The sequence below is a fragment of the Paraburkholderia caribensis genome (assembly GCF_002902945.1).
Classification (GTDB): Bacteria; Pseudomonadota; Gammaproteobacteria; order Burkholderiales; family Burkholderiaceae; genus Paraburkholderia; species Paraburkholderia caribensis.
Genome location: NZ_CP026102.1, coordinates 893,045 through 919,565 on the forward strand (window position 1 = coordinate 893,045; position 26,521 = coordinate 919,565).

General features: G+C 63.3%; 22 protein-coding genes. 12 read left to right on the forward strand and 10 right to left on the reverse strand.

All coding sequences use genetic code 11. The features are described from left to right. Positions 1-138 precede the first annotated feature (138 nt). Both poxB and C2L66_RS20535 read left to right on the forward strand, forming a co-directional pair. Positions 139-1,860 carry a ubiquinone-dependent pyruvate dehydrogenase gene (gene poxB, locus C2L66_RS20530; RefSeq protein WP_054932439.1) on the forward strand — a complete coding sequence of 574 codons (1,722 nt, stop codon included), beginning with the start codon at positions 139-141 and terminating at the stop codon, positions 1,858-1,860. Between the two features lie 372 nt (positions 1,861-2,232). Then, positions 2,233-2,490, forward strand: a complete 258-nt coding sequence (locus C2L66_RS20535) for a hypothetical protein (protein WP_054932446.1) — start codon at positions 2,233-2,235, stop codon at positions 2,488-2,490. A gap of 86 nt (positions 2,491-2,576) precedes the next feature. On the opposite strand, the gene C2L66_RS20540 is transcribed toward C2L66_RS20535, so the two are convergent. Next, positions 2,577-3,371 (reverse strand): alpha/beta hydrolase, encoded by a 795-nt coding sequence (locus C2L66_RS20540; protein ID WP_060603350.1) that lies wholly within the window; start codon positions 3,369-3,371, stop codon positions 2,577-2,579. 97 nt (positions 3,372-3,468) lie between these two features. Beyond that, positions 3,469-3,822, reverse strand: coding sequence for a DUF4148 domain-containing protein (locus C2L66_RS20545; protein WP_054932437.1), 354 nt, complete (start codon positions 3,820-3,822; stop codon positions 3,469-3,471). An 865-nt stretch (positions 3,823-4,687) separates the two neighbouring features. Here C2L66_RS20545 and C2L66_RS20550 point away from each other — a divergent pair. The 6 genes from C2L66_RS20550 to hutC (C2L66_RS20575) all read left to right on the forward strand — a co-directional run bounded on the left by C2L66_RS20550 (position 4,688) and on the right by hutC (C2L66_RS20575) (position 10,411). After that, on the forward strand, positions 4,688-5,530 hold the full coding sequence (locus C2L66_RS20550) for a transporter substrate-binding domain-containing protein (protein WP_054932445.1): 843 nt from the start codon (positions 4,688-4,690) through the stop codon (positions 5,528-5,530). Between the two features lie 100 nt (positions 5,531-5,630). After that, positions 5,631-6,353: an ABC transporter permease gene (locus tag C2L66_RS20555; RefSeq protein ID WP_007587161.1), complete on the forward strand. Its 723-nt coding sequence runs from the start codon at positions 5,631-5,633 to the stop codon at positions 6,351-6,353. A gap of 17 nt (positions 6,354-6,370) precedes the next feature. Continuing rightward, positions 6,371-7,123 carry an ABC transporter permease gene (locus C2L66_RS20560; RefSeq protein ID WP_054932435.1) on the forward strand — a complete coding sequence of 251 codons (753 nt, stop codon included), beginning with the start codon at positions 6,371-6,373 and terminating at the stop codon, positions 7,121-7,123. Positions 7,124-7,144: 21 nt separating this feature from the next. Continuing rightward, complete coding sequence (locus C2L66_RS20565) at positions 7,145-7,936, forward strand: ABC transporter ATP-binding protein (protein WP_035996618.1); 792 nt, start codon at positions 7,145-7,147, stop codon at positions 7,934-7,936. A 79-nt stretch (positions 7,937-8,015) separates the two neighbouring features. Continuing rightward, positions 8,016-9,623 carry an HAL/PAL/TAL family ammonia-lyase gene (locus C2L66_RS20570; RefSeq protein ID WP_060603347.1) on the forward strand — a complete coding sequence of 536 codons (1,608 nt, stop codon included), beginning with the start codon at positions 8,016-8,018 and terminating at the stop codon, positions 9,621-9,623. A gap of 32 nt (positions 9,624-9,655) precedes the next feature. Next, the gene (hutC, locus tag C2L66_RS20575) at positions 9,656-10,411 is read left to right on the forward strand and encodes a histidine utilization repressor (RefSeq protein WP_060603345.1); all 756 of its coding nucleotides are present in this window, start codon (positions 9,656-9,658) and stop codon (positions 10,409-10,411) included. 815 nt (positions 10,412-11,226) lie between these two features. Here hutC (C2L66_RS20575) and hutC (C2L66_RS20580) read toward each other — a convergent pair. The 5 genes from hutC (C2L66_RS20580) to C2L66_RS20600 all read right to left on the reverse strand — a co-directional run bounded on the left by hutC (C2L66_RS20580) (position 11,227) and on the right by C2L66_RS20600 (position 15,197). Continuing rightward, the gene (gene hutC, locus C2L66_RS20580) at positions 11,227-11,973 is read right to left on the reverse strand and encodes a histidine utilization repressor (RefSeq protein ID WP_054935152.1); all 747 of its coding nucleotides are present in this window, start codon (positions 11,971-11,973) and stop codon (positions 11,227-11,229) included. Between the two features lie 103 nt (positions 11,974-12,076). Continuing rightward, complete coding sequence (locus C2L66_RS20585) at positions 12,077-12,943, reverse strand: amino acid ABC transporter ATP-binding protein (RefSeq protein ID WP_054935153.1); 867 nt, start codon at positions 12,941-12,943, stop codon at positions 12,077-12,079. A gap of 19 nt (positions 12,944-12,962) precedes the next feature. Then, positions 12,963-13,625, reverse strand: a complete 663-nt coding sequence (locus tag C2L66_RS20590) for an amino acid ABC transporter permease (RefSeq protein WP_060603342.1) — start codon at positions 13,623-13,625, stop codon at positions 12,963-12,965. Between the two features lie 10 nt (positions 13,626-13,635). Continuing rightward, on the reverse strand, positions 13,636-14,286 hold the full coding sequence (locus C2L66_RS20595; RefSeq protein WP_060603339.1) for an amino acid ABC transporter permease: 651 nt from the start codon (positions 14,284-14,286) through the stop codon (positions 13,636-13,638). 71 nt (positions 14,287-14,357) lie between these two features. Then, positions 14,358-15,197 carry a transporter substrate-binding domain-containing protein gene (locus tag C2L66_RS20600; protein WP_054935156.1) on the reverse strand — a complete coding sequence of 280 codons (840 nt, stop codon included), beginning with the start codon at positions 15,195-15,197 and terminating at the stop codon, positions 14,358-14,360. A gap of 282 nt (positions 15,198-15,479) precedes the next feature. Here C2L66_RS20600 and C2L66_RS20605 point away from each other — a divergent pair, with 282 nt between their 5' ends. Next, entirely contained in the window at positions 15,480-16,463 is a 984-nt protein-coding gene (locus C2L66_RS20605; protein WP_054935157.1) for an isopenicillin N synthase family dioxygenase, read from the forward strand. Positions 16,464-16,471: 8 nt separating this feature from the next. Further along, positions 16,472-17,872 (forward strand): FAD-binding oxidoreductase, encoded by a 1,401-nt coding sequence (locus tag C2L66_RS20610; RefSeq protein WP_060603336.1) that lies wholly within the window; start codon positions 16,472-16,474, stop codon positions 17,870-17,872. Positions 17,873-17,935: 63 nt separating this feature from the next. Here the strand turns inward: C2L66_RS20610 and C2L66_RS20615 are convergent, their stop codons facing one another. Both C2L66_RS20615 and C2L66_RS20620 read right to left on the reverse strand, forming a co-directional pair. Beyond that, positions 17,936-21,334 (reverse strand): alpha/beta fold hydrolase, encoded by a 3,399-nt coding sequence (locus C2L66_RS20615; RefSeq protein WP_060603335.1) that lies wholly within the window; start codon positions 21,332-21,334, stop codon positions 17,936-17,938. Positions 21,335-21,697: 363 nt separating this feature from the next. Continuing rightward, complete coding sequence (locus C2L66_RS20620; protein ID WP_054935164.1) at positions 21,698-22,507, reverse strand: hypothetical protein; 810 nt, start codon at positions 22,505-22,507, stop codon at positions 21,698-21,700. Positions 22,508-22,957: 450 nt separating this feature from the next. On the opposite strand from C2L66_RS20620, the gene C2L66_RS20625 reads away from it, so the two are divergent. Together C2L66_RS20625 and C2L66_RS20630 are read left to right on the forward strand one after the other, a co-directional pair. Continuing rightward, entirely contained in the window at positions 22,958-24,787 is a 1,830-nt protein-coding gene (locus C2L66_RS20625) for an ATP-binding response regulator (protein WP_054935160.1), read from the forward strand. 350 nt (positions 24,788-25,137) lie between these two features. Beyond that, on the forward strand, positions 25,138-25,455 hold the full coding sequence (locus C2L66_RS20630) for a hypothetical protein (RefSeq protein ID WP_054935161.1): 318 nt from the start codon (positions 25,138-25,140) through the stop codon (positions 25,453-25,455). A 90-nt stretch (positions 25,456-25,545) separates the two neighbouring features. Here C2L66_RS20630 and C2L66_RS20635 read toward each other — a convergent pair whose 3' ends face one another. Continuing rightward, positions 25,546-26,304, reverse strand: a complete 759-nt coding sequence (locus C2L66_RS20635; RefSeq protein WP_060603332.1) for a response regulator transcription factor — start codon at positions 26,302-26,304, stop codon at positions 25,546-25,548. Between the last annotated feature and the right edge of the window lie 217 nt (positions 26,305-26,521).

Genomic DNA, 26,521 nt, shown 5'->3' on the forward strand with positions numbered 1-26,521 from the left:
GAGCTAACAATTCGCGGATGCCAGCGAAAACTCCGGATTCCAGCGAAAACTCATAACGCAGATACCAGCGCAAAACCAAAGCAAACCACCCAGCGTCGCAGAAAAAAGAACCCCAAAAACCCATTTCAAGGAACGCTCATGGCAAAGACCACAGTCGCGGATTACCTTGCAAAAACCTTAGCCGCCGCAGGCGTCAAGCGCATCTGGGGCGTCACAGGCGACAGCCTGAACGGCCTGGCGTTCAGCCTCGACCAGGTCGGCTCGATCCGCTGGATGCACACGCGTCATGAAGAAGCAGCCGCCTTCGCAGCAGGCGCCGACGCCGCCGCAAGCGGCCAGCTTGCCGTCTGCGCAGGCAGCTGCGGCCCAGGCAACCTGCACCTCATCAACGGCCTATACGACTGCCACCGCAACCAGCAACCCGTCCTCGCGATCGCCGCGCACATTCCATCGACGGAAATCGGCCTCGGCTACTTCCAGGAAACGCACCCGACCGAAATCTTCAAGGAGTGCAGCCACTTCGCCGAACTGGTAGTGAACGCTTCACAGTTCCCGCGCGTCCTCGAACGCGCAATGCGCAGTGCAATCGAACAGCGCGGCGTCGCCGTGATCGTGCTGCCCGGCGATATTGCCTTGAGCGAAGGGCCGTCGCTGTCGCCCGTCTGGAATCCGACCGCGCCGTCCGCCATCCTGCCGCCCGACAGCGAACTCACCAAACTCGCCACCATGCTCAACGACTGCGAAGCCGTGACGATCATGTGCGGCAGCGGCGTCGCAGGCGCCCACGACGAAGTGGTCAAACTCGCCGACACGCTCGGGGCGCCGATCGTCCATGCACTGCGCGGCAAGCAGTTCATCGAGTACGACAATCCGTTCGACGTCGGCATGACAGGGCTGATCGGCTTCAGTTCCGGCTATCACGCCATGATGTCCTGCGACGTGCTCCTGTTGCTCGGCTGCGACTTTCCCTACCGGCCGTTCTATCCGCCCGACGCAAAGGTCGTGCAGATCGACTGGAAGGGCTCGCAGCTCGGCAAGCGCGCACCGCTCGCGATGGGCCTCGTCGGCACCGTCAAAGAGACCGTCGCCTCGCTGCTGCCGAAGCTCAAGCGCAAAGACGACCGCACCTTCGTCGATATGGCCACCGCGCACTACGAAGAAGCACGCCGCGATCTCGACGAACTCGCCACGCCTTCCGACCCCGGCGCGCCGATCCATCCGCAGTATCTGACGCGCATGATCGACGAAGCCGCCAGCGACGACGCCATCTTCACGGCCGACGTCGGGACGCCCACGCTGTGGGCGGCGCGCTATCTGACGATGAACGGCAAGCGGCAACTGCACGGCTCGTTCAATCACGGCTCGATGGCCAACGCGATGCCGCAGGCGCTCGGCGCGCAGGCGGCACATCCGGGGCGGCAGGTGGTGTCGCTATCGGGCGACGGCGGACTGTCGATGCTGCTCGGCGATCTGCTTACGGCGCGTCAGCTCGAACTGCCCATCAAGGTCATCGTGTACAACAACAGCCTGCTGGGTTTCGTTTCGATGGAACTGAAGGCGGGCGGCTATCTCGACACGAACGTCGACCTGAGCAAGACCGATTTTGCGCAGATCGCGAAAGGTGCGGGCATTTTTTCGCTGCGCGTCGAGGATTCCGAAGAACTGGAGGGCGCGCTGAAAGAAGCCTTCGCACATCAGGGCCCGGCGCTCGTCGACGTCGTCACGGACAAGCATGAACTCGCCATGCCCCCGACTATCGAGCTGTCGCAGGCCAAGGGTTTCAGTCTTTACATGCTGCGCGCGATTCTCAACGGCCGCGGCGATGAAATCGTCGAGCTGGTGAAAACCAACCTGCGCTAATCGTCACACAACGCCGAAGCGGCGCGCCTCGTCAGCCGATGCGCGCCGCGTTGCAGTGCAGCGGAAGACCATTGCAGTCTCGTCGCAAAGGTCTATAACTGAAGCAGCAGTGCGGACCTCTCTGCGCAGCCGATAGTCAAACAATCAGAAACCGGCGTTCTCGCGCCGCGCTGCGCCGCCCGACAGACTCGGGGGCTTTGAGCCAATCAATCGCATCTAGAACAAAAGCACGCTGCGGCGTGGGTGGCCGTTGCGCGCGATTTCACGCCTGCGGGCATCGGTCGAAACGATGCGGATGGCGCAGGCGTCGGTGGGCGTCCGGCGAATCGCGATGCAGGGCGTGGCGATTCGTCTGCATGGAAGGAGTTCGACATGAAGATCCTGATGGCGTTACCCGTGGCGGGTGCATTGCTGATGGCCATGCCTGTCGCGACGATGGCCGATGACATCGCGCAGAGTAGCGATGCATCGAAGGCCTCGATGCAGAACAATGCGAATGCGTCGGCGCAAGCGACGACGGACATGTCGTATGGCGGCGCAACGGATACCCGCACTTCATCGGGCAGAACGATGCAGGCTACGCGTAATTGCTCGACGGGCCCGAATTGCAACATCTTTTTTGGCAATTGAGCCGATTACCTGCAACGCGCACGCGGCGCGCCTCGTGGGCGCGCCGCTTCGCATCCAGCGCCCGCGTCTGGCGCGGGCGTCGATGATCACTGCTGTGCGTGCTTCGCGGCATCCTCGATCACGGCCGCGACCTGCTGCGGACGCGATTCGTAGACCGAGTGGCTGGCGCCCGGAATCACCGTCGTGTGACTATGTGCGCGCTGGTAGTACCAGCGCTCCAGATCGGGATTGATGATCTTGTCGCCGCCCGCGACGATGCCCCAGCTCGGCTTGGTCGTCCAGGCCGCGGCCGTCAGCGGCTGCGAGAACACTTTCGCGGCCGTCAGCATCTGCGAGCGCGCTTCGAACTGCGCCTGCTTCAGCGGCAGGTCTCCCGCGAAGTCCTTCGGGAACACGGACGGGTTCAGGTACGTGTAGCCGTCGTCCGTCTTTTCGATTGCGCCCGGCTGCTTCGACGTGTAGCTGGGCTTGCCCTTGCCGAGCGCGGCTTCGTCTTCGCCGACGTTCGGCGCATGCGCGGCGACATACACGAGACCGACTACATGCGGATCGACGCCTGCTTCCGTGATGATCGAGCCGCCGTAGCTGTGGCCGACGAGAATCGTCGGGCCGTTTTGCAGGTCGAGGACACGCTTCGTTGCCGCGACGTCGTCGTCGAGCGAGGTTAGCGGTTCCTGCACCAGTGTGACGTGATAGCCGTCTTTGGTGAGGATGTCGTAGACGGGCTTCCAGCCCGAACCGTCTACCCAGGCGCCATGAACGAGAACGATATTCCTGACAGGAGCGTGCGCCGGTTGGGCGTCCTGCGCCATCGCGCCCGAAGAGGCGAGAAGACCAGTCGACAACGCCAGGGCCGCGGTTACGAGCAACGAACTTTTCACAAGAGACTCCGTAAATCGGAAACAGAAAACAGACACGAAGGGGATGCTTGCGCGACCCTGCGCCTGACAGTGGGGCGCAGGGTCATGTGCGCGCCATTTAGCTGCCGAAGAAAATATTGCAGTAGCTGACGGGGCCGACGCACGCGTTGTTGTTCGAAGCGGAACGCGAGGACTTGCCCGACGACGAGGTACCCGTCATCGCGACGCCGCCAACCGCGTTGTTCGTCAGATTGTGGTTATCCTGCGCGGCGATCTTCGCTTCGGCAGCCTGGATGTCGGACGGATAGTTGATGTCCTCGCCACGGCCCGGCTGATAGCCGGCCTGTTCGACGCGAACGAGATCGGCGCGAACTTCGGCGCGGGTAACGGGGCCATTCGATTGAGCAAAGCTCAGGGCGGGAGCGGCGAGTGCACCGGCGGCAACTGCGAGGCAAACAAAAATGTTCTTCATGATGTAACTCCTGAATGAGTGTGTTTAAACGTCCTGCTCATCTGCATGCCGATATTGATTCGGCATCCTGAACGAATGGTGTTCAATTCGAACCGGTCAATGAGCTTGCAAACGTCGTTAAAGCTTCTGCATCAACTGCTGTCGTACGGCTGTCTGGTCGTGCCCTTCTGTCAATCCTGTTTCGATGTCGCTTGCTACATAGAGGCAAACATGGCGACTTCGACTTTCATTCCCGGCAAGCCAAACTTTTTATCGTGGAGCGGATGGGCCCTGCTGGATCAGCCCTTGTAGCCCGGCTCCTGCGCCAGCCATCAGATCGGCCAGCGGTGTATGCAATGTAATGCGGCGACGATCTGCGCTCCAGTCGTACATATGAACGAGTGGAGACCAACTAACGTTGTGTCCCCTGACCGTCTGGATGGTGAAAACGCTGCCACGTCATGCCGTTGTCTGGCGCTATGCCGCTTCGGGGATGAGCGGATCAGGCCAAAGGTTCCCGTCTGCCATACCTGCGTATGACTACTGCGCGGATGCGCGAAGTTTGCTTTCGCCGCTGCAAGGTTCGCCGATGCAAGGCTTCGGCGTGCCAATCCGGTGCAAAGGCAGCACCGCAATCGCCAACCTGTCTAGTCAGCTGCACCAGCATGGCGCGGCCAAAACGTACTCTTGTGCGGCAGCTCTGGCACGCCCGAATCCCTTTGCATAAGGGCTTACCCGAACAATTCAATAATTTTTTGGGATTTCAGTTGCGATCATTTTTGACCTCATGCAGACTTGTCTATACATGTCCGGCACGCGACAAGCGAAGGGACCCGTTCAGACGAAAAGGAGATTCGACGTGAAGGTGAACAAGGCAAGCCGCACTATGTTGTCGAAAGTATTGATGGGCGCGGTGCTGGGCGCCGTGGCGCTCGCTGGCGCGCCCGCGCAGGCGAAGGAATGGAAGTCGGTGACGATCGCGCTGGAAGGCGGCTACGCGCCGTGGAACCTCACCTTGCCGGGCGGCAAGCTGGGCGGCTTCGAGCCGGAGCTGGTCGCCAATCTGTGCGAGCGCATCAAGCTGCAGTGCAACCTGGTTGCACAAGACTGGGACGGCATGATTCCCGGGCTGCAGGCAGGCAAGTTCGACGTCTTGATGGACGCGATCTCCATCACGCCTGAGCGCGAAAAGATCATCGCGTTCTCGCGCCCGTACGCGGCCACGCCCGCCACCTTTGCCGTCTCCGATACGAAGATCATCCCGAAGGCGACCCCGGGTGCGCCCGTCGTCAAGCTGACGGGCGACCCGAAGACCGACAAGCCGACCGTCGACGCGCTGCGCAAGCAGTTGAAGGGCAAGACCATCGGTATCCAGTCGGGCACGGTCTACACTAAGTTCATCAACGAAGGCTTCAAGGACATCGCGACGATCCGCGTGTACAAGACCTCGCCGGAACGCGATCTGGATCTGGCGAACGGCCGCATCGACGCATCGTTCGACGACGTCACGTACTACGCCGCCAACTCGGACAAGAAAGAGTCAGCGCAAATCTCCATGGCGGGACCGAAGATCGGCGGCCCGATCTGGGGCCCGGGCGAAGGCCTCGCGTTCCGCAAGCAGGACGCCGACCTGAAGGCGAAGTTCGATACGGCCATCGCCGATGCGCTGAAGGACGGCACCGTGAAGAAGCTTTCCGACAAGTGGTTCAAGACCGACGTCACGCCTTGATCGATAGCCGTATGCGCGTGCCGCAGCGGTGCGCGCTTGCTCGAACGACCTGTTTCGGCGAAGCAGGTCAATCAACGAAAGCAGGGATGAGGAGTAAGCCATGGCTCTGATCGAGACGCTCGGCTTCGGGCAGGAAGGCTGGGGCGGCGTGCTGCTGCTCGCGGCATTGATGACCGTCGCGTTGACGCTCGCGGCGCTCGCTGTCGGCGCGGTGTTCGGCGCGATCATCGCGGCCGCGAAGCTGTCGCGCTTTCGCACGGCGCGCGTGCTGGGCGATCTGTACACGACGGTGTTTCGAGGCGTGCCTGAGCTGCTCGTCATCTATCTGTTCTACTTCGGCGGCTCGACGCTCGTGACCACAGTGGGCCAGTGGTTCGGCGCCGAAGGGTTCGTCGGCGTGCCGCCGTTCGTGATCGGCGCGCTGGCGGTCGGCATGATCTCGGGCGCGTATCAGGCCGAGGTGTATCGCTCGGCCGTGCTCGCGGTGTCGAAGGGCGAACTCGAAGCGGCACGCTCGATCGGCATGCCGACCATGACCATGGCCCGCCGCATTCTGATTCCGCAGGTGCTGCGCTTCGCGCTGCCGGGCATCGGCAACGTGTGGCAGCTGAGTCTGAAGGACTCCGCGCTGATTTCGGTGACGGGTCTTGCCGAACTGCTGCGCGCAAGCCAGATCGCCGCCAGTTCGACGCACCAGTACTTCCTGTTCTTCGTCGTGGGCGGCGCGCTGTATCTGGTGATGACGGGCATTTCGAACCGCGTCTTCAACCGTGCCGAAGCGCACGTGGGCAAATCCTTCCGGCGCAACTTCGCGCGCAACTGACGAGGAGCGCCACCACCATGTCTTTCGATTTCGACTTCCTGCTCGACACGCTGCGCCAGTTGCTCGCCGCCGTGCCGACCACGCTGGGTCTGTTCTTCGCGTCGCTGGTGCTGGGCGGGTTGCTGTCGCTCGTGATCGTCACGATGCGCGTGTCGCCGCACTGGCTGCCGAACCGCTTTGCGCGCGCGTACATTCTCGTGTTTCGCGGTTCGCCGCTGCTGATCCAGATGTTTCTCGTCTACTACGGCCTCGGCCAGTTCGGCGTGATCCGCGAGAGCTTCATGTGGCCCGTGCTGCGCGAGCCGTATGTCTGCGCGGTCCTGTCGCTTGCACTGTGCACGGCGGGCTATACGGCGGAAATCATTCGCGGCGGTCTGATGGCCGTCCCCGTCGGACAGATCGAAGCGGGTTATTCGATCGGCCTGTCGGGCTTCTCGCTTCTGCGCCGCATCATCGGCCCGATCGCATTGCGCCAGTGCCTGCCCGCGTATTCGACGGAGGCCGTGCTGCTCGTCAAGTCGACGGCGCTCGCGAGTCTCGTCACCGTGTGGGAAGTGACGGGCGTCGCGCAGCAGATCATCCAGCAGACGTACCGCACCACTGAAGTGTTCATCTGCGCCGCACTGATCTATCTGTTCCTGAATTTCGTTGTCGTGCGTCTGCTCGGTTTGCTCGAACGGCGTCTGTCGCGCCATCTGCGCGCAGCGCCTGTGAACGCTGCGCCGCGCGCGATTCCGCCCGCTACCGAAGCACGTCGTGCCGCACCCTGACGGCCCATCCAGGAGAATCTCATGAACGCTACGGCACCCGTTGCACTGTCGGTCAAGAACATTCACAAGTCGTTCGGCGACCATCACGTTTTGAAGGGCATTTCGCTCGACGCGCATGAAGGCGACGTCATTTCGATTCTCGGCGCCAGCGGCTCGGGCAAGAGCACGTTCCTGCGCTGTCTGAACCTGCTCGAAACGCCGGACGACGGCAGCGTCGCGCTCGCGGGCGAAACGCTGAAGATGAAACGCCGCAAGGACGGCAAGCTGCAACCGGACGACCGCAAGCAGGTCGACCGGATTCGCTCGCAGCTCGGCATGGTGTTTCAGAACTTCAATCTGTGGTCGCACATGACAGTGCTCGACAACCTGATCGAAGGGCCGATGCGCGTGCAAAAACGCAGCCGTGCGGAGGCCGTCGAAGAAGCCGAGGCGTTGCTCGCGAAGGTCGGCCTTGCAGAAAAGCGCGGCCACTATCCGGCGCATCTGTCGGGCGGTCAGCAGCAACGCGTCGCGATTGCGCGTGCGCTTGCGATGCATCCGAAAGTGATGCTGTTCGACGAGCCGACTTCCGCGCTCGATCCCGAACTGGTCGGCGAAGTGCTGCGCGTGATGCGTTCGCTCGCGGAAGAAGGCCGCACCATGCTGGTCGTGACGCACGAAATGGGCTTTGCGCGGCATGTGTCGAACCGCGTGATGTTCCTGCATCAAGGGCAGACGGAATGCGACGGCACGCCCGACGAAGTATTCGGCGACCTCAAATCCGAGCGCTTCAGGCAATTCGTGTCGAGCCATCATTCGCGCACTGCAAACTGAGCGGTGTTTCGCTCCGCTTGAGAACCTGAGATTCAACAAAGATTAGAAAAGCAGTACACGTACCGACAAAGGCAACATCATGGCAGTCATCCGATCCGACCGTCCTCTGAACTGGCGTGAACTGGCCGCGGTCGCGGCGGGCGAGCCGCTCGTGCTCTCCGATGCGGCGCGCGCGCGCATCGCGGCGGCGCGCGTGCTCGTCGAACAGATCGTCGAGCGCGGCATTCGCGCGTATGGCGTCAACACGGGCGTCGGCGCGCTGTGCGATGTGATCGTGTCGCCGTCGGAGCAGCGCACGCTGTCGCGCAATATCCTGATGAGCCATGCGGTGGGCGTCGGCGCGCCGCTCGGCGTCGCGGAAACGCGCGCGATCATGGCCGCCGCGATCAACAACTTTGCGCACGGCCATTCGGGCATTCGTGTCGAGATCGCGGATCAGCTGGTCGCCTTGCTCGATGCAGGCTATATCCCTGAAGTGCCCGCGTTCGGCTCCGTCGGCTATCTGAGCCATATGGCGCATATCGCGCTGGTATGCATCGGCGAAGGGCATGTTCGGCACGGCAGCGAACGGATCAGCGGACGCGAGGCGCTCGTGCGGCTCGGGCGCGAACCGCTCGTGCTCGAAGCGAAAGAGGGCTTGAGCCTCATCAACGGCACGCCGTGTGTGACGGGACTCGCGGCGTTGGCGCTCGCGCGCGCCGAACGCGTGCTGGACTGGACCGATGCGATCGCCGCGATGAGCTTCGAAAACCTGCGTGGGCAGCTCGCCGCATTCGATGCCGATTCGCTCGCGTTGCGGGTGTCGCCGGGATTGAATCTGGTCGGCGAGCGGATGCGCAATGCGCTTGCCGAGAGCGGCATTCTTGCGTCGGTAGTCGGTCAGCGTACGCAGGACCCGCTTTCGATGCGGACGATCCCGCACGTGCACGGCGCGGCGCGCGATGTGCTCGATGCGACCGTGGTCGTCGTGAACCGCGAACTGGCGTCGATTACCGACAATCCGATCGTTGCCGGTACGCCGGATGCGCCGCGTGTGTATTCGCAGGCGCATGCCGTGGGCGCGTCGATTGCGCTGGCGATGGACAGCCTCGCGACGGCCATCGCGCAAGTCGCGGCAATGGCCGAGCGCCGTCTCGACCGGTTGGTGAATCCGCTCGTGAGCGGCTTGCCCGCGTTTCTCGCGGAGCCGGGCGGTACGTGCTCCGGCTTCATGATCGCGCAGTACACGGCTGCTTCGCTGGTCGCGCAGAACCGGCGGCTGGCCGCGCCCGCGAGCCTGGATGGCGGCATCACGTCGGGCTTGCAGGAGGACCATCTGTGTCACGCGACGCCCGCCGCGCTCAAGGCATTGGAGATCGTCGACAACACCGGCCGCATCATTGCGATCGAGTTGCTGGCGGCGGCGCAGGCGTACGACCTGCAACCCGTCGACGCGCCGCGTGCGCCGCACACGGACGCGTTGTGGCGCAGGGTGCGTGCCGTGGTGCCGACGTATCGCGACGATCGTCCGCTGGCCGACGATATGGCCGTTGCGTTCCGCCTGATCGGCGAGGCAGCGCCGCCGTTGCCGCCCGCTTCGGGCAACCTGCCGTCGACGCCGACGCCTGGCGATCACACTGGCTTTGCCGCTCACGCCGCGAATGATCCGAAGGCCGCCGCGCTGCACGCGCCGCAATCCGCCGCATAAGAATGCGATCAACCCACGAGGTCGACGTGAACATGACGATAAACGGGCAACTGGAGAGGGCAGAGGAGCATTCCAGTGGTACGCGCACGACGCCTGGCAAAGCGATGCCCGCGTACGAGCAGATCAAGCGTTACGTGATAGCGCGGATCGAAGAGGGCGTGTGGAAGCCGGGCGGACTGATTCCGTCGGAAGCGGAGCTGGTGAAGGAGTTCGGCGTTGCGCGCATGACGGTATCGCGCGCGCTGCGCGAGTTGACGACGGAGCGTGTGCTGACGCGTGTGCAGGGCTCGGGCACGTATGTCGCGCCGCAACGCTATGAATCGACAGTGCTCGAAATCCGCAACATTGCCGACGAGATCACCGCGCGCGGGCACCGCCATTCGGCGCGGGTGCTCACGCTCGAGGCGAGCGATGATCCGCTTGCGCTGGATGCGCTGGTGCTCGCGCATGGGCCTGTTTTCCATTCGCGCATCGTGCATAACGAAGAGAGTGAGCCGATTCAATACGAAGACCGGTATGTGAATCCGCGCGTGTTTCCGGACTACTTGAATCAGGACTTCACGGTCGAAACGCCGAATCACTATATGGTGAGGCTCGCGCCGATCCAGCGCGCGGAGTTCCGCATCTATGCCCAAAAGCCTACTGCGCATGTGCGCCGGCATCTGATGATGGAGATTGGAGAGCCTTGCCTGATGCTGTGGCGCAGGACATGGGTGGGGGAGCAGGTCGCGACGTCGGTGCAGTTGTGGCATCCGGCTTCGCGGTTTCATTTGGCGGGGAATGTGTAGGGGTTTGGGTTTGGGTTTGGGTTTGGGTTTGGTTTTGCTTTTGCTTTCGCTTTCGCTTTCGCTTTGGCTTTGCGCTGGCATCCGCGTTACGTTAGCGTGCTTCAGGCGTCGCCCCTGTGCGGGGCGGCACCTACTTTTCTTTGCCGCCGCAAAGAAAAGTAGGCAAAAGAAAGCGGCTCACACCGCCAGCGCTTGACGTTTGCCCACGGGCCCCCAACGTCCCCACCCTTCACATGCCAGCAATTCTGTTCGCGTGCGTTGCCAACGCTTTAAATGAGCGCCTCACCCGCTTCAAACACCCGTACATGAGCCAGCGGCAGCGAATGGTATGTGCCGCCCAGGTGGCAAACTGTGTGTAGGTTGTCGCGTCGTATGGCTTGGCGCTCTTACAGGGTGGGATGCGTGCGCTATCGGTCTGGAGTGGTGCGCGTATGGCGCGAAAGCCTACACACAGTTTGCCACCTGGGCGGCGGTGGACAGTCTGGCGCGGCGTGCTGAAACGCAGGTGCGTGAAGCGGGTGAGGCGCCCAGGGAGAGCGCTGGCAACGAGCAAGAATGATGTGATTGCCGTGTGAAGCGTAAGAGCCTTTGGGGGTCCTCAGGCAAGAACAAGGGCTGGCGGTGTGAGCCGCTTTCTTTTGCCTACTTTTCTTTGCGGCGGCAAAGAAAAGTAGGTGCCGCCCCGCACAGGGGCGACGCCTGAAGCACGCTAACAAAACGCGGATGCCAGCGCAAAACTCAGAACACCGAACGGCGACGACGCGTGAAGCAAGACAACGCATCCCGGATGCCAGTGCTCTGCGCGAAAACAAAGCCTACCCTTGCCTCTGCGAAGTATCCGTCGCAAACCGGCACCCCAACCTATACCTCGAGCCCGGATGCACGAACCGCGCAAACGTCACCGCGACACCGCTCGTCCACGTGCGGCGCATCAACGTGAGGCAGGGCTCTTCAGGCGCGATCTGCAGCAACTCAGCTTCAGCGCGGCTCGGCAGCCCCGCATCCACCACATGCTCGACATCATGCGCGGGCACGACGCTGAACAGATATTCAGACGGACGCACCACCGCAAAATCCTGCTCGATGAAATCCGGCGCGATGGCGGGATTCACGTAACGGTCCTCGAGCTGCACCGGCAAGCCATTCTCGCGATGCACGCAAATCACATGAAACACCGACGCACCCAACGGCAACCCCAGCGCGTTCGACACATTGACAGGCGCCACCTCGCGCCGCATGAGCACGGTCTGATAGCTGTATTCATGGCCCCGCGAGCGGATCTCATCGCCGATATGCGCGATCATCAGCAACGTCGACTGCGGCTTGGATTCGGCAACGAAAGTGCCCACACCCGAGACCCGCGTCAGCAAGCCTTCATTCGTGAGCTCGCGCAACGCGCGGTTGACCGTCATCCGCGACACGCCGAGCGATTCGACGAGATCCAGTTCCGATGGAATGCGATCGCCCGCGCGCCGCTCGCCGGACTCGATCGTATTGCGGATGTATTGCTTCACCTGCTCGTAGCGCGCAGCAGGGGCGCCGTTCGGTGCATCGGGCGTCATCGCGTGAGCATTCGGCCCGCGAGCCTTGCGTGCTTTCACAAGGGCTCGCGTGCGCAGCTTGTCGCGGATGGCGGGCATCGGCTTTATCGGCTGAGCCGCGCGCTCATACCGGGGCCGCGCTGTCCGCGCCGCGCGACCAGAATGCGTTCCGGTCGAAGTAGTTTTGCAGGAACTGGCGCAGGCGCGGCTGGTTCGCGTCGTGAAAGACATCGTGCGGCTTGCCTTGCACGGCGATGCGCCCCTGGTCGATGAACACGACCTTGTCGGCAACCTGCGCGGCGAAGCCCATTTCATGCGTGACGACAGCCATCGTCATGCCGTCGCGCGCAAGCTGCTTCATCACCTGCAGCACTTCGCCGACCAGTTCCGGGTCGAGCGCGGAAGTCGGCTCGTCGAACAGCATGATGTGCGGCTCCATCGCGAGCGCGCGCGCAATCGCGACGCGCTGCTGCTGACCGCCCGACAGCTTCGCCGGATACGCGTCGCCCTTGTGCGCGAGGCCCACCGTTTCGAGCATCGCATTGGCGCGCTTTTTCGCATCGTCGCGCGACAGGTTGCGCACGCGCAATAGCGCCTCCATCACGTTGCCGAGCGCCGTCATGTGCGGCCACAAGTTGAACTGCTGGAACACCATGCCGACGTTGCGGCGCACGCGGTTGATCTCGCCCTGCGACGCGCGCACGCGCTTGCCGTTGCGTTCCGTATAGCCGAGCAGTTCGCCTTCGATACGCACGTCGCCGTGATCGTAAGTTTCCAGCGCGGCGAGGCAGCGCAGCAGCGTGCTCTTGCCCGAGCCCGACGGCCCGATGATGCACACCACTTCCGAGCGCTTGATGTCGAGATCGACGCCGCGCAGCACTTCGACGTCACCGAAGCGCTTGCGCAGATCGCGCACTTCGATCAGCGGCGCCGGGCTGGATTGCGTCATATCGAGCGTAGAAGAAGCAGGCATGTCGACGAGTGCATTCATGATGAACCTTGATTATCGATTACGCCATGAAGCGGGCAACGCGCGCTTCCGCCCACATGCCGGCGCGCGACGTGAGTTCGACGAGCGCGAGATAGCACACGCACAGCACGAGCAAGGTTTCGACGAACGCGAACGTCGCGGAGCCGATGCCCGTCAGCACGAACGTCAGTTCGGGCACGGTGACGATCGACAGCACGGCCGTTTCCTTGCTGAGCACGATGGTCAGGTTGGTCAGCGCGGGCACGATCAGCACCAGCATTTGCGGCACCTGGATGCGCAGCACGGCTTGCCAGCGCGTGAGGCCGAGACATGACGCGGCTTCGAGATGCCCACGCGGTATCGATTGGAAGCCGGAACGGAACGCTTCCGCGAAATACGCGCTGCCGTACAGGCCGAGACCGAGCATGCCCGCCGTCAGCGGTTCGAGCGTCAAGCCGAACGACGGGCCGCCGTAGTAGAGCAAAAAGAGTTGCACGAGAAACGGCGTGCCGCGAAACAGCTCGATATACGCGCGCAGCACGCCGCGCACCCAGCGCCCGCAAAACAGTTGCAGCACGGCGATCAGGAAGCCGATCAGGAGCCCGAGCGCAACGCCGACGATCCATGTGCCGAGCGTCGCCGCGAGGCCGGCGGCGATGGGTTGCAGATTGTGCGTGATGACGGTGGGATCGAATTGCTGCATCGTCCGGTCCTCAGGTGTGTTGCAGCCGATGCTCGGCGGCGTGTGCGACGAGAGCAAGCGCACCGCAGATCACGAAGTAGATCAGTCCCGCCGCGACATAGGCTTCGAGCGGCCGATATGTGCTCGCCGCGATGTTCTGCGCGGTGCGCGTGATTTCGGCCACCCCGACCACGGAGATCAGCGACGACGCCTTGATCAGCAGCACCATTTCATTGACGAGCGAAGGCAGCGTCATGCGAAAGGCTTGCGGCACCTGTATGCGCCGCAGCATATCGATAGGGGAAAGGCCGAGCATGCGCGCCGCCTCGATCTGGCCAGGCGGAATGTTCAGAAAGCCGCCGCGCAGTATCTCCGCGATATACGACGCCGAACAGAGCGACACCGCGCTGATCGCGGCGACGATGGGCGACACGTTGATGCCGACGAAGGGCAGCAGGTAATAGACGAGCAGCAGTTGCACGAGCATCGGCACGCCGCGAAAGAAGAACACATAGGCGCCGCCGAAACGTTGCGCAATGACATTCGACGACAGCCGCGCCGAGCATACGCCGATGCCGACGAAGAAGCCGATCACGAGTCCCGTCAGCGAAATGCCGATGGTTGCGAGCGCGGCTTGCAGAAGCAGCGGAAAACCTTGAGCGAAAACGTGGGCGCTGAACATGGCCTGTTGCCTGCAAGAAAGGACATGTGAGCGGCGCGCCCGAAAGCGGGTGCGCCGCGCGATTCAGGGCATCAGTAGTTGGGCGTGGGCATCGTGGTCGGTGCGTCCATTGCCACGCCGAACCATTTCTTCTGCAACGATGCGAGACGGCCGTCGTTGTGCATCTTGACCAGCGCGGCGTTGAACGCGTCGGCGAGCGGCTTGCTGTCGGCATCCTTGCGCAGGCAGTAGGCGAAGTACACTTTCGCGCCGAACGGCGGCGTCACGACGGCGAACGCTTCGGGACGCTGCTTCGCGACGTAGGCGATGTTCGTCATCGAGTTCGCGACGGCAGCGATGCGGCCCGCTGCGAGATCCGCATACGCCTGATTGTTGTCGACGTATTCGCGCACTTCGGGTTGCTTCGGCAGTGTCGCGATGTAAGCCTTCAGCTGATCGAGCTGCGCGGAGCCCTTGCCCGCGCCCACCGTCTTGCCGACGATGTCCGACGACTGCTTGATGGAGGTGTCGTTGGCGCGCTTGAGAAGCGCGTCGGTCGCGTCGGCGACGGGCAGTGTGTACGTGTAGCGCTCCATGCGCGCTTTCGTCACCGTGAGCGGGCCGCCCACCATATCGAACTTGCCCGCTTCGAGACCGGGCAGCACGCTCGGCCAGGGCAGATCGATGAAGCGCACCTTCACGCCGAGTTCCTTGCCGACTTCGGCGAACAGGTCCTTGTTGAAGCCTGCCTGCTGGCCGTTCTCGAGAAAGTCGAACGGCGCGAACTGCATCTCCGTGCCGACCACGAGTTCGCCCGCCTTCTTGACCTTCGCGAGTTGGTCTTCCGCCTGCGCGCCGGCGCTGGCTACGGACGCAGCGGCGCAGAACGCCACCATCGCCAGACGACACTTCCAGCCTGCAAAGATACCCATTGATATTCTCCCGTTGGCAATGTGTGTCGCGCTCGACGTGGCAGGGCGCGAATCATGCGAGGCAGTATATACCGCTGGTTTTGCGCGAAAAAAATAATCGCATGCTGTCAAACCCTAATGCCGCTGGCGTATCTTCTGCAGATCGATGCAGCCAGGTGCAACGCAACTTGCGATTGCGCTTTTGGCGGTATATACAACGTGAAACCCTCGCCCATCCGCACGCGGTGCGCGCAGCGACGCATGGAATCATCAGTTCAATCTTCGTGATGAAGGAGTTCCGCAATGCAGCCAGCCACTCGCATTCCGATCGTCGATCTGGCCGGCGTGCGCGCCGGCAACCGCGACGCGCTCGCGCGCGCGGGCCGCGAGATACGCGATGCCTGCACGACGATCGGCTTCTTCTACATCGTCAATCACGGCGTGCCGCAAGCGGTGATCGATCGTGCGGAACAGGCGGCGCGCGAGTTCTTTGCGTTTCCCGTCGAGACGAAACGGCGCGCGGCCGTGAATCATCGGCATCGCGGCTTCAATGCGCTGGGCGACGCGACGATGTATCAGGCAAAGCGCCCCGATTACAAGGAGTTCTATAGCATCGGTCTGGAGTTGCCCGAGAGCGACCCCGACGTGCTGGCGGGCCAGGCGCTGCGCGGGCCGAACAACTGGCCGGACTTCATGCCGGCGTTGCAGCCCGCGCTGTACGGCTATTACGAGGAGGTCGGCGCGTGCGGCGCGGACTTGCTGCGCGCCGTGGCGACGGGCCTGGGCGTTCCCGAAGATTTCTTTGCGCCGCGCTACACGAAGCGGATGCAGCGCACGCAGATGGTCTACTATCCGCCGCAGCCGCCGCAATCCGATGACGAGCAGTTCGGCGTCGCGCCGCATACCGATTACGGTTGCATCACGCTGTTGTGGCAGGATCGCGTCGGCGGGCTGCAGGTGCGTGAGATTGCTAACGAAACATGGATCGAGGCGCCGCCCATCGAAGGCAGTTTCGTCGTGAACGTAGGCGACCTGCTGGCACGCTGGACGAATGACCGCTTCCGCTCGACGCTGCATCGTGTCATCAACGCGTCGGGCCGCGAGCGCTATTCGATCGCGACGTTCTATGATCCGACCTACACGTCGAACGTCGACCCGCGCGATCTCGGCACGCCCGACACCGACAGCAAATATGAACCCGTCGCTGCGGGCGACTATATTCTGGGCCGCATCAACAGTTCGATGGGGTATCGGAAGAAGCTCGCCGCAGAACAAGGAACGACATAAGGAACCGCATGACAGTGAACGAACGGGCCGCCCTCACATCGACTTTGGCCGCGTTGCGCGAGGCGTTGGGCGACGACGCGGTACGCGTGGGCGATGAAATCGGCGAGCGCTCGATGACCGACTGGACGCGTCACGAGCCCACGCGTCCCGCGGCCTTGCTGTTGCCGCGCACGACGGAGCAGGTCGCACGCGCGCTGATGATCTGCAATGACGCACGCCAGAGCATCGTGCCGCAAGGCGGCATGACGGGCCTTGCGGGCGGCTCGATTCCGCGTGCGACAGATATTGCGTTGTCGCTGGACCGCCTTGCCGGCGTCGAGGAAATCGACAGCTCGGCGGCGACCCTCACGGTGCGCGCCGGCACGACCTTGCAGGCCGCGCAGGAAGCGGCGGCGCAAGCGGGCTTCGAACTCGCGCTCGATCTCGGCGCGCGCGGCTCGTGTCAGATCGGCGGCAACCTTGCCACGAACGCGGGCGGCAATCGCGTGATTCAATCGGGGACTGCGCGCGATCAGGTGCTGGGTCTCGAAGTCGTGCTGGCGAACGGCGCGGTGCTGAGTTCGCTGAACAAGATGGTGAAGAACAACACCGGCTATGACCTGAAGCACTGGTTCATCGGCTCGGAAGGAACGCTTGGCGTGATCACGCGCGCGGTGCTGAAGCTGCAGCCGCAGCGCGCGTCGCGGCATACGGCGCTCGTTGCGCTGAGCGACTATGAGCAGGCCGTCAGTCTGCTGCGCCGGCTGTCGATGCGCTTTGGCAACGACATCGGCGCATTCGAGATCATGTGGCCGGACTTCTTCGACTTCGGCGTGAAGCTGACGGGCGCGCGCTCGCCATTTTCTGAGGCACATCCGTTATACGCACTGATCGAACATGCGAGCTTCGACGCGCATGACGACGGTTCGCGTTTTTCCGCCGTGCTGATGGAAGCGCTCGACGAAGCCGCGATCCGCGATGCCGTGATCGCGCAGTCGGTTGCCGATACTCGCGCGTTGTGGGCGATCCGCGAATGCACGGCGGAATTTCCCGTCAAGCTCGATCCGATCAACTTCGACGTGAGTTTGCCGATTGGTGAGATCGGCGCATTCGTCGATCGTTGCCGCGCGGCGATCGACCACGCCTGGCCGGGAAACGCGTCGTATTTCTTCGGCCATATCGGCGATTCGAATCTGCATGTGACCGTCGACGGGCATTCCGTGCCGGGCGTCGATCATCACGACGTGTATGCGCTCGTTTATGACATGCTTGCGCCGCTGCGCGGCTCGGTGTCGGCGGAGCACGGCATTGGCTCGCTCAAGCGTGAGTTCCTGCCCGTGTCGCGTTCGGACGAAGAGCTCGCCGTGATGAAAGCGATCAAGCATGCGCTCGATCCAAACGGGATCTTGAATCCGGGCAAGCTGTTCTAGCGTTGTTACGGGCGACGGTTCGTCCTGAATGCCACAGCATCCATGACGAACCGTCATCTGCGCTCAATGCGCGTCCAGATACCTGACGATAGTCGGGAAAACATCGAGCGCCGCGCGCTTGCCGAACACGCAATCGATGTGTCCATATCCGTCGATCACATGTCGTTCGTAGTTCTCGGGCCCGAACCGTTCCACCAGAAGATCGTAGGTCGTCTCCGTGCTGGTGGGGAGATAGCAGAGATTCTTTGCGCCATGAATGAAAGCGATGGGCAGTTTCATGCCTTCGATGTTCGGCATATACACATCGTCCCCATTCGCATCGACCACGTGTCCCGCGCGCACCATCGCCGCGAGCTGATTGAATAGCTCGACATCGTGAATACCGAATAGCTCCTGCAGGTTCGCGTGCAGTTGCTCGTCGAGTTGCTCGTGCTCGTAGAGCAGGCCATACAGGAATGTCGCGCGATGGCACACGGCACTGTTGCACGTTTCGTCGTGCTCGACGGGGAAGAACTTCAGCGCATCGTCGAGCAGGTTGTGCGGCCATTTCTCGTGCCGGGTATACGCGGTCATATCCTTGATGCCCAGATGCTGAAGAATCTGCGGCGTGTGCAGTCCCGCCTTGACCCGCTGCAACAGTCCCGGCACGGGATGCGCCGACACCTGCGACATCACCGCGGAGCGCACGCCTTTCAGCCCCGACATCAGCGACATGCTCAGGGCCAGCCCGCCCAGGCAATGCCCGATGACCTGGATCCCGGCGGCGCCCGTCAGTTCGCGCACCTTCGCGACAGCGGCGGGGATGTCGAAGCGCGCGATTTCATCGGCGGTGGTGCGTTCGGTCGCGCTCGGCAGTTCGATGCTCACGCGCAGGTCGACGAGCCAGACGTCGTAATGCGCGGCGCACAGGAACTCGACGAGGTTCGTGCCGATCAGGTCCGTCGAGAAGATGCGGCTGGATACGCCGGAGCCATGAATCAGTAGCAGCGGGCCCTTGTCGCCGCCGTGATAACGGGCAAGCCGCAATGTCTTGCCGTCATCGGTCTTGAAGTAGGTGATCTGCGGCGCGGGCGCGCGCAACGCACGGCGCACGCGCGGCGGCGCGTCGGGATCGAAATACTGCAAGGGCGCCGCGACGCCGCCGTATTCCGTGTACAGCACGCCCGCAAAAAAGCGGCCGAATTTCAGCGTATACGCAAGGCGCGTTTCGAGGTCGGGCGTATTCGTCACTTCGATCGTGCGCTGTTGCTTGAGGAAGTTCTCCGGCGTGATGATGAGCGTCGCGTGACCGATGACGGGCGCGTCGTCGGCATCGGACTCACGGATCGTCGCATAGAGCGTGTTCGTCTGCGTCCACAGTTCCGTCAGCGACGTATGCGTGATGATCTTCTGACCGGTCAGATAAAAATGCTTGCCGTCGACAGTGTCGAGCGTCATCCGGTAGTTCATGTTGCGCCGCTCGACGTTGGTTTCGTCGACGACGAACAGGTTGAAGATGCCGTCGTTGACGGTCATCGGTTGCGGCGACAGGGCGGTGCAGGTTAGCGTGCCGATCATGTGCGCCTGATGCTTTGGGTTCGCGAGCATGTCGTCGAGATCGTCGGAGACGACGGTCACGGTGAAGCTGATGGGCGTGCCTTCCGCCGGATCGTCCCGTTGGCCGGCCGGCTTCGCGTCGCCAACAAAGTATGTGCCGATCATCGTCTCCGTGAAGCGCAGGCCGATTTTCAGCGCAGGCGGCGGGGCGGTGTGGCCCGCCACGTCATAGTCGATCTTCCAGCCGCGCGACTGCGCAAGCTGCGCGCAATTGCGCTCGGCCAGCGCCGAGATCGTCAACAACGGGTTCACGCCGAGCGACAGCGGCATCACCGCGCCGTCCATCACGTAGAGCCCTTCGTGGACCGCGTTGCCGTCCGCGCCGGAAAACACGCGGCCCGCCTGATCGACGACGCCGTGCGCGGCATCTTCCGCCATCCCGCAGCCACCCAATGGATGCACGGTGACGGTGCGGTTCTGGAACAGATCGGCGGATATCGGGTTGCGCACATACGAGCCGCCCAGCGCGCCCGTTGCTTCGATCAGCGTCTTTTCGACGGTTTCGTAGATCGGCTGCTTGCCCGCGTTCGGCCAGCTCACGCGCGGGCGGCCGCTTTCGACCGTGATCTGGCCGCTTTCGTCGTCGTGCGCCATCACGAGGAATGTCTGCGTGTTACGCATCGCGCCGTGATACGGGCCGCGCAAGATGCTTTCGGCGATGCGCGCTTCGTCCGCGAACGGCGCATCGCCTGCCGGGTCCGGCATGTCGACGCCTTCGGCAGGCGCCGCGAGGCCGAGCACGCCCATCAGGCCGAGGCCGATCGGTGCGGCAACCGATCCTTCCTCGATCACGAAGCCGTCTTTCACATCGGGCGTGTTGCGATGGTCGATGATGCCCGTGATGCACGGGCCGACAGGCGGAATGTCGCCCGCCGGATGCGTGCCCCAGCCGACGCCGTTGATCACCTTGTCGGTGTTGAACGCGAACGCGAGTACGTCGCCGTTGCCCGTGAAGTGCTTGCCGAGTTGTTTCGACACGGGCAAGCCCGCTTCCTGCGAGCGCAGCAGGATCGCCGTCGAGCCGAGCGTGCCCGCTGACAGGATCACGATGTCGGCCGTGACGAACAGTTCGGGCGCGTCATACAGCTCGCGCTTCAGATCGGCGGGCTGATAGCGCACGCACCATACGCCGCGCGCTTCGTCGCGCACCACCGAATGCACGGCCGCGCCCGTGAAAATCTGCGCGCCATGCGCGGCGGCGTCGGGCAGATAGTTCATGTGCGTCGAGTTCTTCGCGCCGTGATTGCAGCCCGAATTGCAGTCGCCGCAGCCGACACAGCGGTTCTGGTCGACGCCCGCCGCGTTCTTGCCGTCCTTGAACGTCACCGTGATGGGCGGACGGTAGAAGCGGTCGCTCATGCCGAGCCGTTTCGCCGACAGTTCAAGCGCATCGAGTTTGGGCAGATTGGGGTAGTCGTCGGGGACGGGTGTCGCGCCGAGCATCGTTCTGGCGCGCTCGTAGCAAACGTCCAGATTCGCCTGGTCTGCGCGCAAGGCGGCGGGCCAGCGCGGATCGTCCCACAGGCGCGCGTCGGGCTTGAGCGCGACGTTCGCGTTGATCAGCGACGTGCCGCCGAGTCCGCAGCCGACCACCACGTTTACATCGGGATTCACGTGCACTTCGAGCAGTGCGAGCGGCGAGCCGATCTGCGCGACGCCCGTGTTGTACTGCATTTGCGCGACACCTTCGAGCGGTGTGGCGGGAAAGTCGCCCGCCATGAACTCGCGGCCGCGTTCGAGCAGGCACACGCTGCGTTTCGCGCGGGCCATGCGGCTCGCGGCGATCGCGCCGCCATAGCCGGAACCCACTACCACGACCTCGTAATGGTCCTTCATCGCCGAAAGGGCGCTGGACAAGCGGTTCATTCGACCACCTCTTTATATTGGATGTGCGCCGGGGTGGGGGGAACCCGGCGATATGGACGGCTGGCTGGCGCTCGCAGCCCCTTAATCCTGGACGTCGCGCGGCGAAATGCAAAGGGAAAACGCGCGTTTAGCCGCGTGATTCAAAAAATGCTGTGATTGCAGGCGTGGAGTGCTTTCGTGCGGACGGGTGCCATCAGGCAGCGGTCGCGCGAACTGCACGCAAGATGAAACGTAGAGCCGGGCTCGTGCCGATTTACGACGCGTATTGAGCGAGCCGGATTGTCAAAAGCGAATCGATGGCGGCGATTGTTAAATGTTAAGTGCGTGAAGTGCGTCGGGTTTGAACCAGCATGCCGGGGCCGCTCACGCCGCCGCTTCGATCAACTCGTCGTCGGGTGCGGTGGCGGCTTGCGTCGCTTCGGCTGCGAGCAGGTTGAACACGACGAGGATCGCTTCGCGGTTTTCAGCGTGAATTTCAATGCCGAGCTCGTCGCGCAGCCACTGACCGATCTTCGTGTTGGAAAACTGCGCGGCGTCGTCCGTCTTCTTCATCGTGACACCGAGCTTGACGGCACGATAGTGATAGGAGGGCACCCGATGCTGCGCGGCCACCGCCGACAGACCGCCTTTCGCTTCCGAGCACCAGCCGAGGCTGCCTGCCAGCACGATGCGCTCGGGCGAATCGAGCGATGCGATGAACTCGCGCGCGGCCTGGCGCACGCCGCGTTCGCTCAGGCCGTATTGCAGCAGCACGCTTTCGACGGGATCTTCGAGCGCCTGCGCGCGCAGATCGATCTCCTGCATCATGCCTTCGTGTTCCATCGAGACATTGCGCTGATGGCTCGCGCTCCTCAGGCAGTCGATCAGATAGCGGCGGAAGTAAGCGCAGATCGCGTAGCTGTTGGACGGCGCGCTTTCCGGCGTCGCCTTCGATTCGACATGGCCGGGCGCAAGACGCAGCACCTTCGTATAGATGAACTGATGCACGAGCTCTTCCTTGTCTTCGCCGAGCGCGTGCAATTCGAGCGGGTGGTAGGTGCGCAACGCGCGCTTCACGAGGTCGTACATCGACATCATTTCGTCGTCCGTGAGCTGCGTGCGGCGGCGCCACAGGTCGGGAAGAACGGCTTCGTCGAGAGTGCGTGCGAAAACCTGGCTCGGAACTGCGCCCATGAAGGCCTCCATCGGTAAGGGGCAAGGAGCGCGGTGGCGGCGGGGGATGCCGCCAGTAGAGCCTCGACAAACAGGCATGAAACAGGTCGTGGAGCTGAACCTTCAGAGGCTGTTGGCCGCGCTTGAATGTTGAATCGTTGAACCCAGTATGCTTTTTGCACGCGGCGCCGCCTATATGGATTAAGTGATAGCTGAAGGGTAAACCGCCGGTAAGACGGGTAAACTATCTTTAGACTGTACCGGGTGCTCTTTATAGGACGCGTGACGCCCGCGTTTTATTCCCAATCTGGCGCAGTCGGCGGCGGTTTGACAGAAAACGAAACGACCAGCAAATCTCGACCGAACGGGAGCGATCGCCACAAGCACGCGTTCCCGCCGACCGCACAATCAATTGCATGGACAAGAGCGACGCGCCCAGGCGCCAGCTCCTGCCGACAAGGAGACCGCACGATGCGGGCCGATCCCATCCAGCGCGCGATCGACGAAGACCTCGTGCGCGTGCTGTACGCGCAGGACCCGATTGCTTTCTTCACGCACTGGTTCTCGATTGCAGTGCTGGTGGCGATCTACTGGAATAACATCCCGCATCCGCATCTTTTCGCGGCCTGCTTCATCTTCTATGGCTTCGCCAATTGCGCGAGCCTCGCGCTGTGGATGTGCAACCGGCGCTGGCCGGAGTCGGTGACGCCGCGCACGTGGATCAACCTGCACGCGGCGCGCGGCGCGCTGCTCTACAGCGCGCCTGGGCTCGCAATCTGGTTCGCGTTCCAGAGCCCGCACACGGACCTCCCCATTCTGCACACCGTGATGCTGGTGACGCTCGCGGCGGGCGTGTTCATGTCGAACGGTTTCGACGTCGCCAACTTCGCGACGGCGATCCCGTTCCTGTTGCTGCCCGCGATCGTGCTGCACTTCGGCACCCATACGTTCGACCGCACGATCCTCGCGATCGTCCTCGCGTTCTTCTTCTGCGCGATCAACGTCTACGCGCTCAGCTATCGCAAGCTGTTTCAGCGCGTCGTGCAGGCGCGCGTCGATCAGCAGGCGCTCGCCGAATCGCTCGCCGCGCAAAAACTCGTCGCCGAGGAAGCGAGCCTTGCGAAGACGCGCTTCTTCGCCGCCGCGAGTCACGATCTGCGCCAGCCGCTGCATGCGATCGGGCTGCTCGCGGCGTCGCTGAACGACACGTCGGCGACGCCCGTGCAGCACGCGAAGACGGCCAATAACATCGCCAACAATGTCGAGGCGCTGAACCAGCTGTTCAACCAGGTGCTCGATCTGGCGCGGCTCGAAAGCGGCGTCACGCAGGTGATCAGGCTGCATTTCCGGCTGTCCGAACTGTTCGATCGCGTGGGCAGCCAGTATTGGCCGCAGGCGGCCGCAAAAGGGCTCGCGCTGCGCATCGCGCCGACGGACGCCGTGATCCACGACGACCCCGTGCTGCTGGAGCGGATCTTGAGCAACCTGCTGTCGAACGCGGTGCGCTATACGGAAAGCGGCGCGATCTGGATGGGCTTCAGACGCGCGGGGCGCAACGAGGGCGGCTATATCGAGGTGCGCGACTCGGGGATCGGTATTCCGCCAGCCGAGCAAGAGCGCATCTTCGAAGAGTTCTATCAGGTCGCCAATCCGCAGCGCGACGCACGGCAAGGGCATGGACTCGGGCTGCCGACCGTCAAGCGGCTCGTCGAAATGCTCGGCGGGCAACTGCAATTGCGCTCGGCGCCGGGGCGCGGCTCGGTGTTCCGGTTCCCGGTGCAGCCGGGCGATCCGGCGCGGATCGTCGCCGGGTTGAACGATTCCGTCGCGAGCGGCGCGGCGGCGCTCGGGCGGCACGTGCTGTGCATCGACGACGAGCCGGCCATCCTCGAAGGCATACAGAGTCTGCTCGGCCGCTGGGGCTGCGTCGTGCGCGGCGTGCCTGACGAGCGCCACGCGCTGCTGGCCATCGACGAAGGCTTCATGCCCGATGCCGTGCTCTGCGACTATCAGCTGGCGAACCATCGCACGGGCGCGCAGGCGCTCGGCGCCGTGCGCGACGCGCTCCGCAGGCGCGGCCGGGAGCGCGTGGTGACGCTGCTGATCACGGGCGATATGGCGTCGGTGGAACTGGAGGCGCTGGCGTTGCAGGGCATCCCCGTGTTGCACAAGCCCGTCACGCCCGCGCGGCTGCGCCGTACGCTGGAAATGCTGTGGCAGCAGCCGGGCGCGGTAGCGGACAGGCCGGCTGATCGCGCGGAATCTGTCGCTTCCGAACAGCCGTTGACGACCCGCGGCTGACTCTCGCCGGCGGCGACACGCCGGGTTTTTCCGTCCGGCTTCCCATTGACGTCGAAGGCTCGCGCCATGACGCGGGCCTCTGACGTCAACCATCGACCATCCCTTCATGCTGCCAACGTCGCAATGTCGCGCCGTTGCGCCTCCGTTTTGCCGTCGGCGCTCGATCGCGTCTTCTCGCTCATAAGCTTTTTTGAGAAGTATCTGATCGACCGGAGGTATGCCTGGCTGCTGAAATAGGCTGTTTCGCGATAACAGCGGCTCATTGCTCGTTGGCCGCCGCGAACGTTTCCGGCAACCTTCGCGTCCGGCCCATCGGCCCGGCGCGGCTTTCGAATCAATGAGGTGTAGAAGTGAACGGACATCCATCCGACAAGCTCGTCGCAGGCGTGCTGGTGGGCGCGCTGCTGACGACCGTTTTCGTGGTCGGCATGTTGTATTTCGGCATTCCCGCCGAGCACCACGCGAACATGGCCATGCGCCTGGGCGCGCCCGTCGCGCTGTCGTGCGCGTTGCTGTTTCCCATGCCGCTTCTGTATCGCACGGTGTTGCGCGAGCGCCGCAGCGAGTTCCTGCTCGACGAGGACCTCAACGCGATGCTGTTGGGCCGCGCGATCGGCGTGATCGGCGGCGTGGCGCTGGGCGTCACGCTGGCGACGGAAATGCTCTGACGGGCATGTATCGAACGCGGCGGCAAAGGCCGCTGCAAATGCAGTTTCCTGCCGAAGGCGACATTCTGTCGCCTTCTTTTCTATTCGCGATCAGAGCGTCTTTCCGGCTTCGAGCCAGCCGTTGATCACGGCAATGGCGGTTGCGCGGTTGTGCACGCCGAGTGCGCGGAAGATTACCGAAAGATGGACCTTGATCGTGCCTTCGGCGACGCCGAGATCGCGCGCAATCATCTTGTTGGTCCAGCCGCGATGCACGAGCCGCATGATTTCCTGCTGACGCGGCGACAGGTTCTCCAGCAGATGTTGCTGATGCGGCTGCAGCGCCTCGATGCGAACGGGCGCCGCTTCGGGCGGCGCGGCCGTCGTCTGTCCGGCGACGGCTGTTGCGTTCGCCGACGTCGCGGCTTCCGCCGTGGCAGTCGCGGCCGCCGTCTCGGCGCTGCGTGAGCCGAGCAGGCTGAGCGCTTCCATCGGCACATAGGCACCGCCCGACAGCACCAGCTCGATTGCCTTGAGCATCACGCTGGCGGGCTGGCGCTTCGGCACGAAACCGAGCGCGCCCGCTGCGAGCACGGCGCGCATTTCGTCCGGCGACTCTTCCGCCGACAGCACGACTACGGGCAGTGCCGGATTGGCTTTCAGCAGGGCATGCAACGAAGAGGCACCCGTCATGCCGGGCATGTGAAGGTCGACGATGGCGAGGTCGTGGTTGGCGTCGGGCCTTGCGGCGGCGGCCAGCGTCTCCCAGGTATCGGCTTCGTCGAATACGGCGTCGGGATCGAGTCCGCGTAGCAGACCTTTGACGCCCTGGCGGATCAGTTCATGATCGTCGGCTACAAGAAACTTCATGATGTCTCCGCTATGGATCGGAGTTGGCAATTCAGCGCCTGACTCCGACCCCTTGCAGGCGCTCGGCCCTGCCGGTGTTGTGCCCAGTTGTCGGTCGGGACGAGGGCGGAGCGCACGCTCCCCGTGGCGCGTGCTCCGTCCATAAGGCCGCGCCGCACCCGGACGTGACCGCCCGCTGCGCCTCGCAACCCGCTGCACTCCCTGCGGCCCGACCAGC

Excerpts from the sequence above, each read along its gene's own strand:
- C2L66_RS20615 (WP_060603335.1), bottom strand. The coding sequence starts at position 21,334 with ATGAACCGCTTGTCCAGCGCCCTTTCGGCGATGAAGGACCATTACGAG.
- poxB (WP_054932439.1), top strand. The coding sequence starts at position 139 with ATGGCAAAGACCACAGTCGCGGATTACCTTGCAAAAACCTTAGCCGCC.
- hutC (WP_054935152.1), bottom strand. The coding sequence starts at position 11,973 with ATGACGCCCGATGCACCGAACGGCGCCCCTGCTGCGCGCTACGAGCAG.
- C2L66_RS20605 (WP_054935157.1), top strand. The coding sequence starts at position 15,480 with ATGCAGCCAGCCACTCGCATTCCGATCGTCGATCTGGCCGGCGTGCGC.
- C2L66_RS20570 (WP_060603347.1), top strand. The coding sequence starts at position 8,016 with ATGGCAGTCATCCGATCCGACCGTCCTCTGAACTGGCGTGAACTGGCC.
- C2L66_RS20625 (WP_054935160.1), top strand. The coding sequence starts at position 22,958 with ATGCGGGCCGATCCCATCCAGCGCGCGATCGACGAAGACCTCGTGCGC.
- C2L66_RS20620 (WP_054935164.1), bottom strand. The coding sequence starts at position 22,507 with ATGGGCGCAGTTCCGAGCCAGGTTTTCGCACGCACTCTCGACGAAGCC.
- C2L66_RS20595 (WP_060603339.1), bottom strand. The coding sequence starts at position 14,286 with ATGTTCAGCGCCCACGTTTTCGCTCAAGGTTTTCCGCTGCTTCTGCAA.
- C2L66_RS20635 (WP_060603332.1), bottom strand. The coding sequence starts at position 26,304 with ATGAAGTTTCTTGTAGCCGACGATCATGAACTGATCCGCCAGGGCGTC.
- C2L66_RS20565 (WP_035996618.1), top strand. The coding sequence starts at position 7,145 with ATGAACGCTACGGCACCCGTTGCACTGTCGGTCAAGAACATTCACAAG.
- C2L66_RS20610 (WP_060603336.1), top strand. The coding sequence starts at position 16,472 with ATGACAGTGAACGAACGGGCCGCCCTCACATCGACTTTGGCCGCGTTG.
- C2L66_RS20555 (WP_007587161.1), top strand. The coding sequence starts at position 5,631 with ATGGCTCTGATCGAGACGCTCGGCTTCGGGCAGGAAGGCTGGGGCGGC.
- C2L66_RS20535 (WP_054932446.1), top strand. The coding sequence starts at position 2,233 with ATGAAGATCCTGATGGCGTTACCCGTGGCGGGTGCATTGCTGATGGCC.
- C2L66_RS20600 (WP_054935156.1), bottom strand. The coding sequence starts at position 15,197 with ATGGGTATCTTTGCAGGCTGGAAGTGTCGTCTGGCGATGGTGGCGTTC.
- C2L66_RS20545 (WP_054932437.1), bottom strand. The coding sequence starts at position 3,822 with ATGAAGAACATTTTTGTTTGCCTCGCAGTTGCCGCCGGTGCACTCGCC.
- C2L66_RS20590 (WP_060603342.1), bottom strand. The coding sequence starts at position 13,625 with ATGCAGCAATTCGATCCCACCGTCATCACGCACAATCTGCAACCCATC.
- C2L66_RS20560 (WP_054932435.1), top strand. The coding sequence starts at position 6,371 with ATGTCTTTCGATTTCGACTTCCTGCTCGACACGCTGCGCCAGTTGCTC.
- C2L66_RS20550 (WP_054932445.1), top strand. The coding sequence starts at position 4,688 with ATGTTGTCGAAAGTATTGATGGGCGCGGTGCTGGGCGCCGTGGCGCTC.
- hutC (WP_060603345.1), top strand. The coding sequence starts at position 9,656 with ATGACGATAAACGGGCAACTGGAGAGGGCAGAGGAGCATTCCAGTGGT.
- C2L66_RS20585 (WP_054935153.1), bottom strand. The coding sequence starts at position 12,943 with ATGAATGCACTCGTCGACATGCCTGCTTCTTCTACGCTCGATATGACG.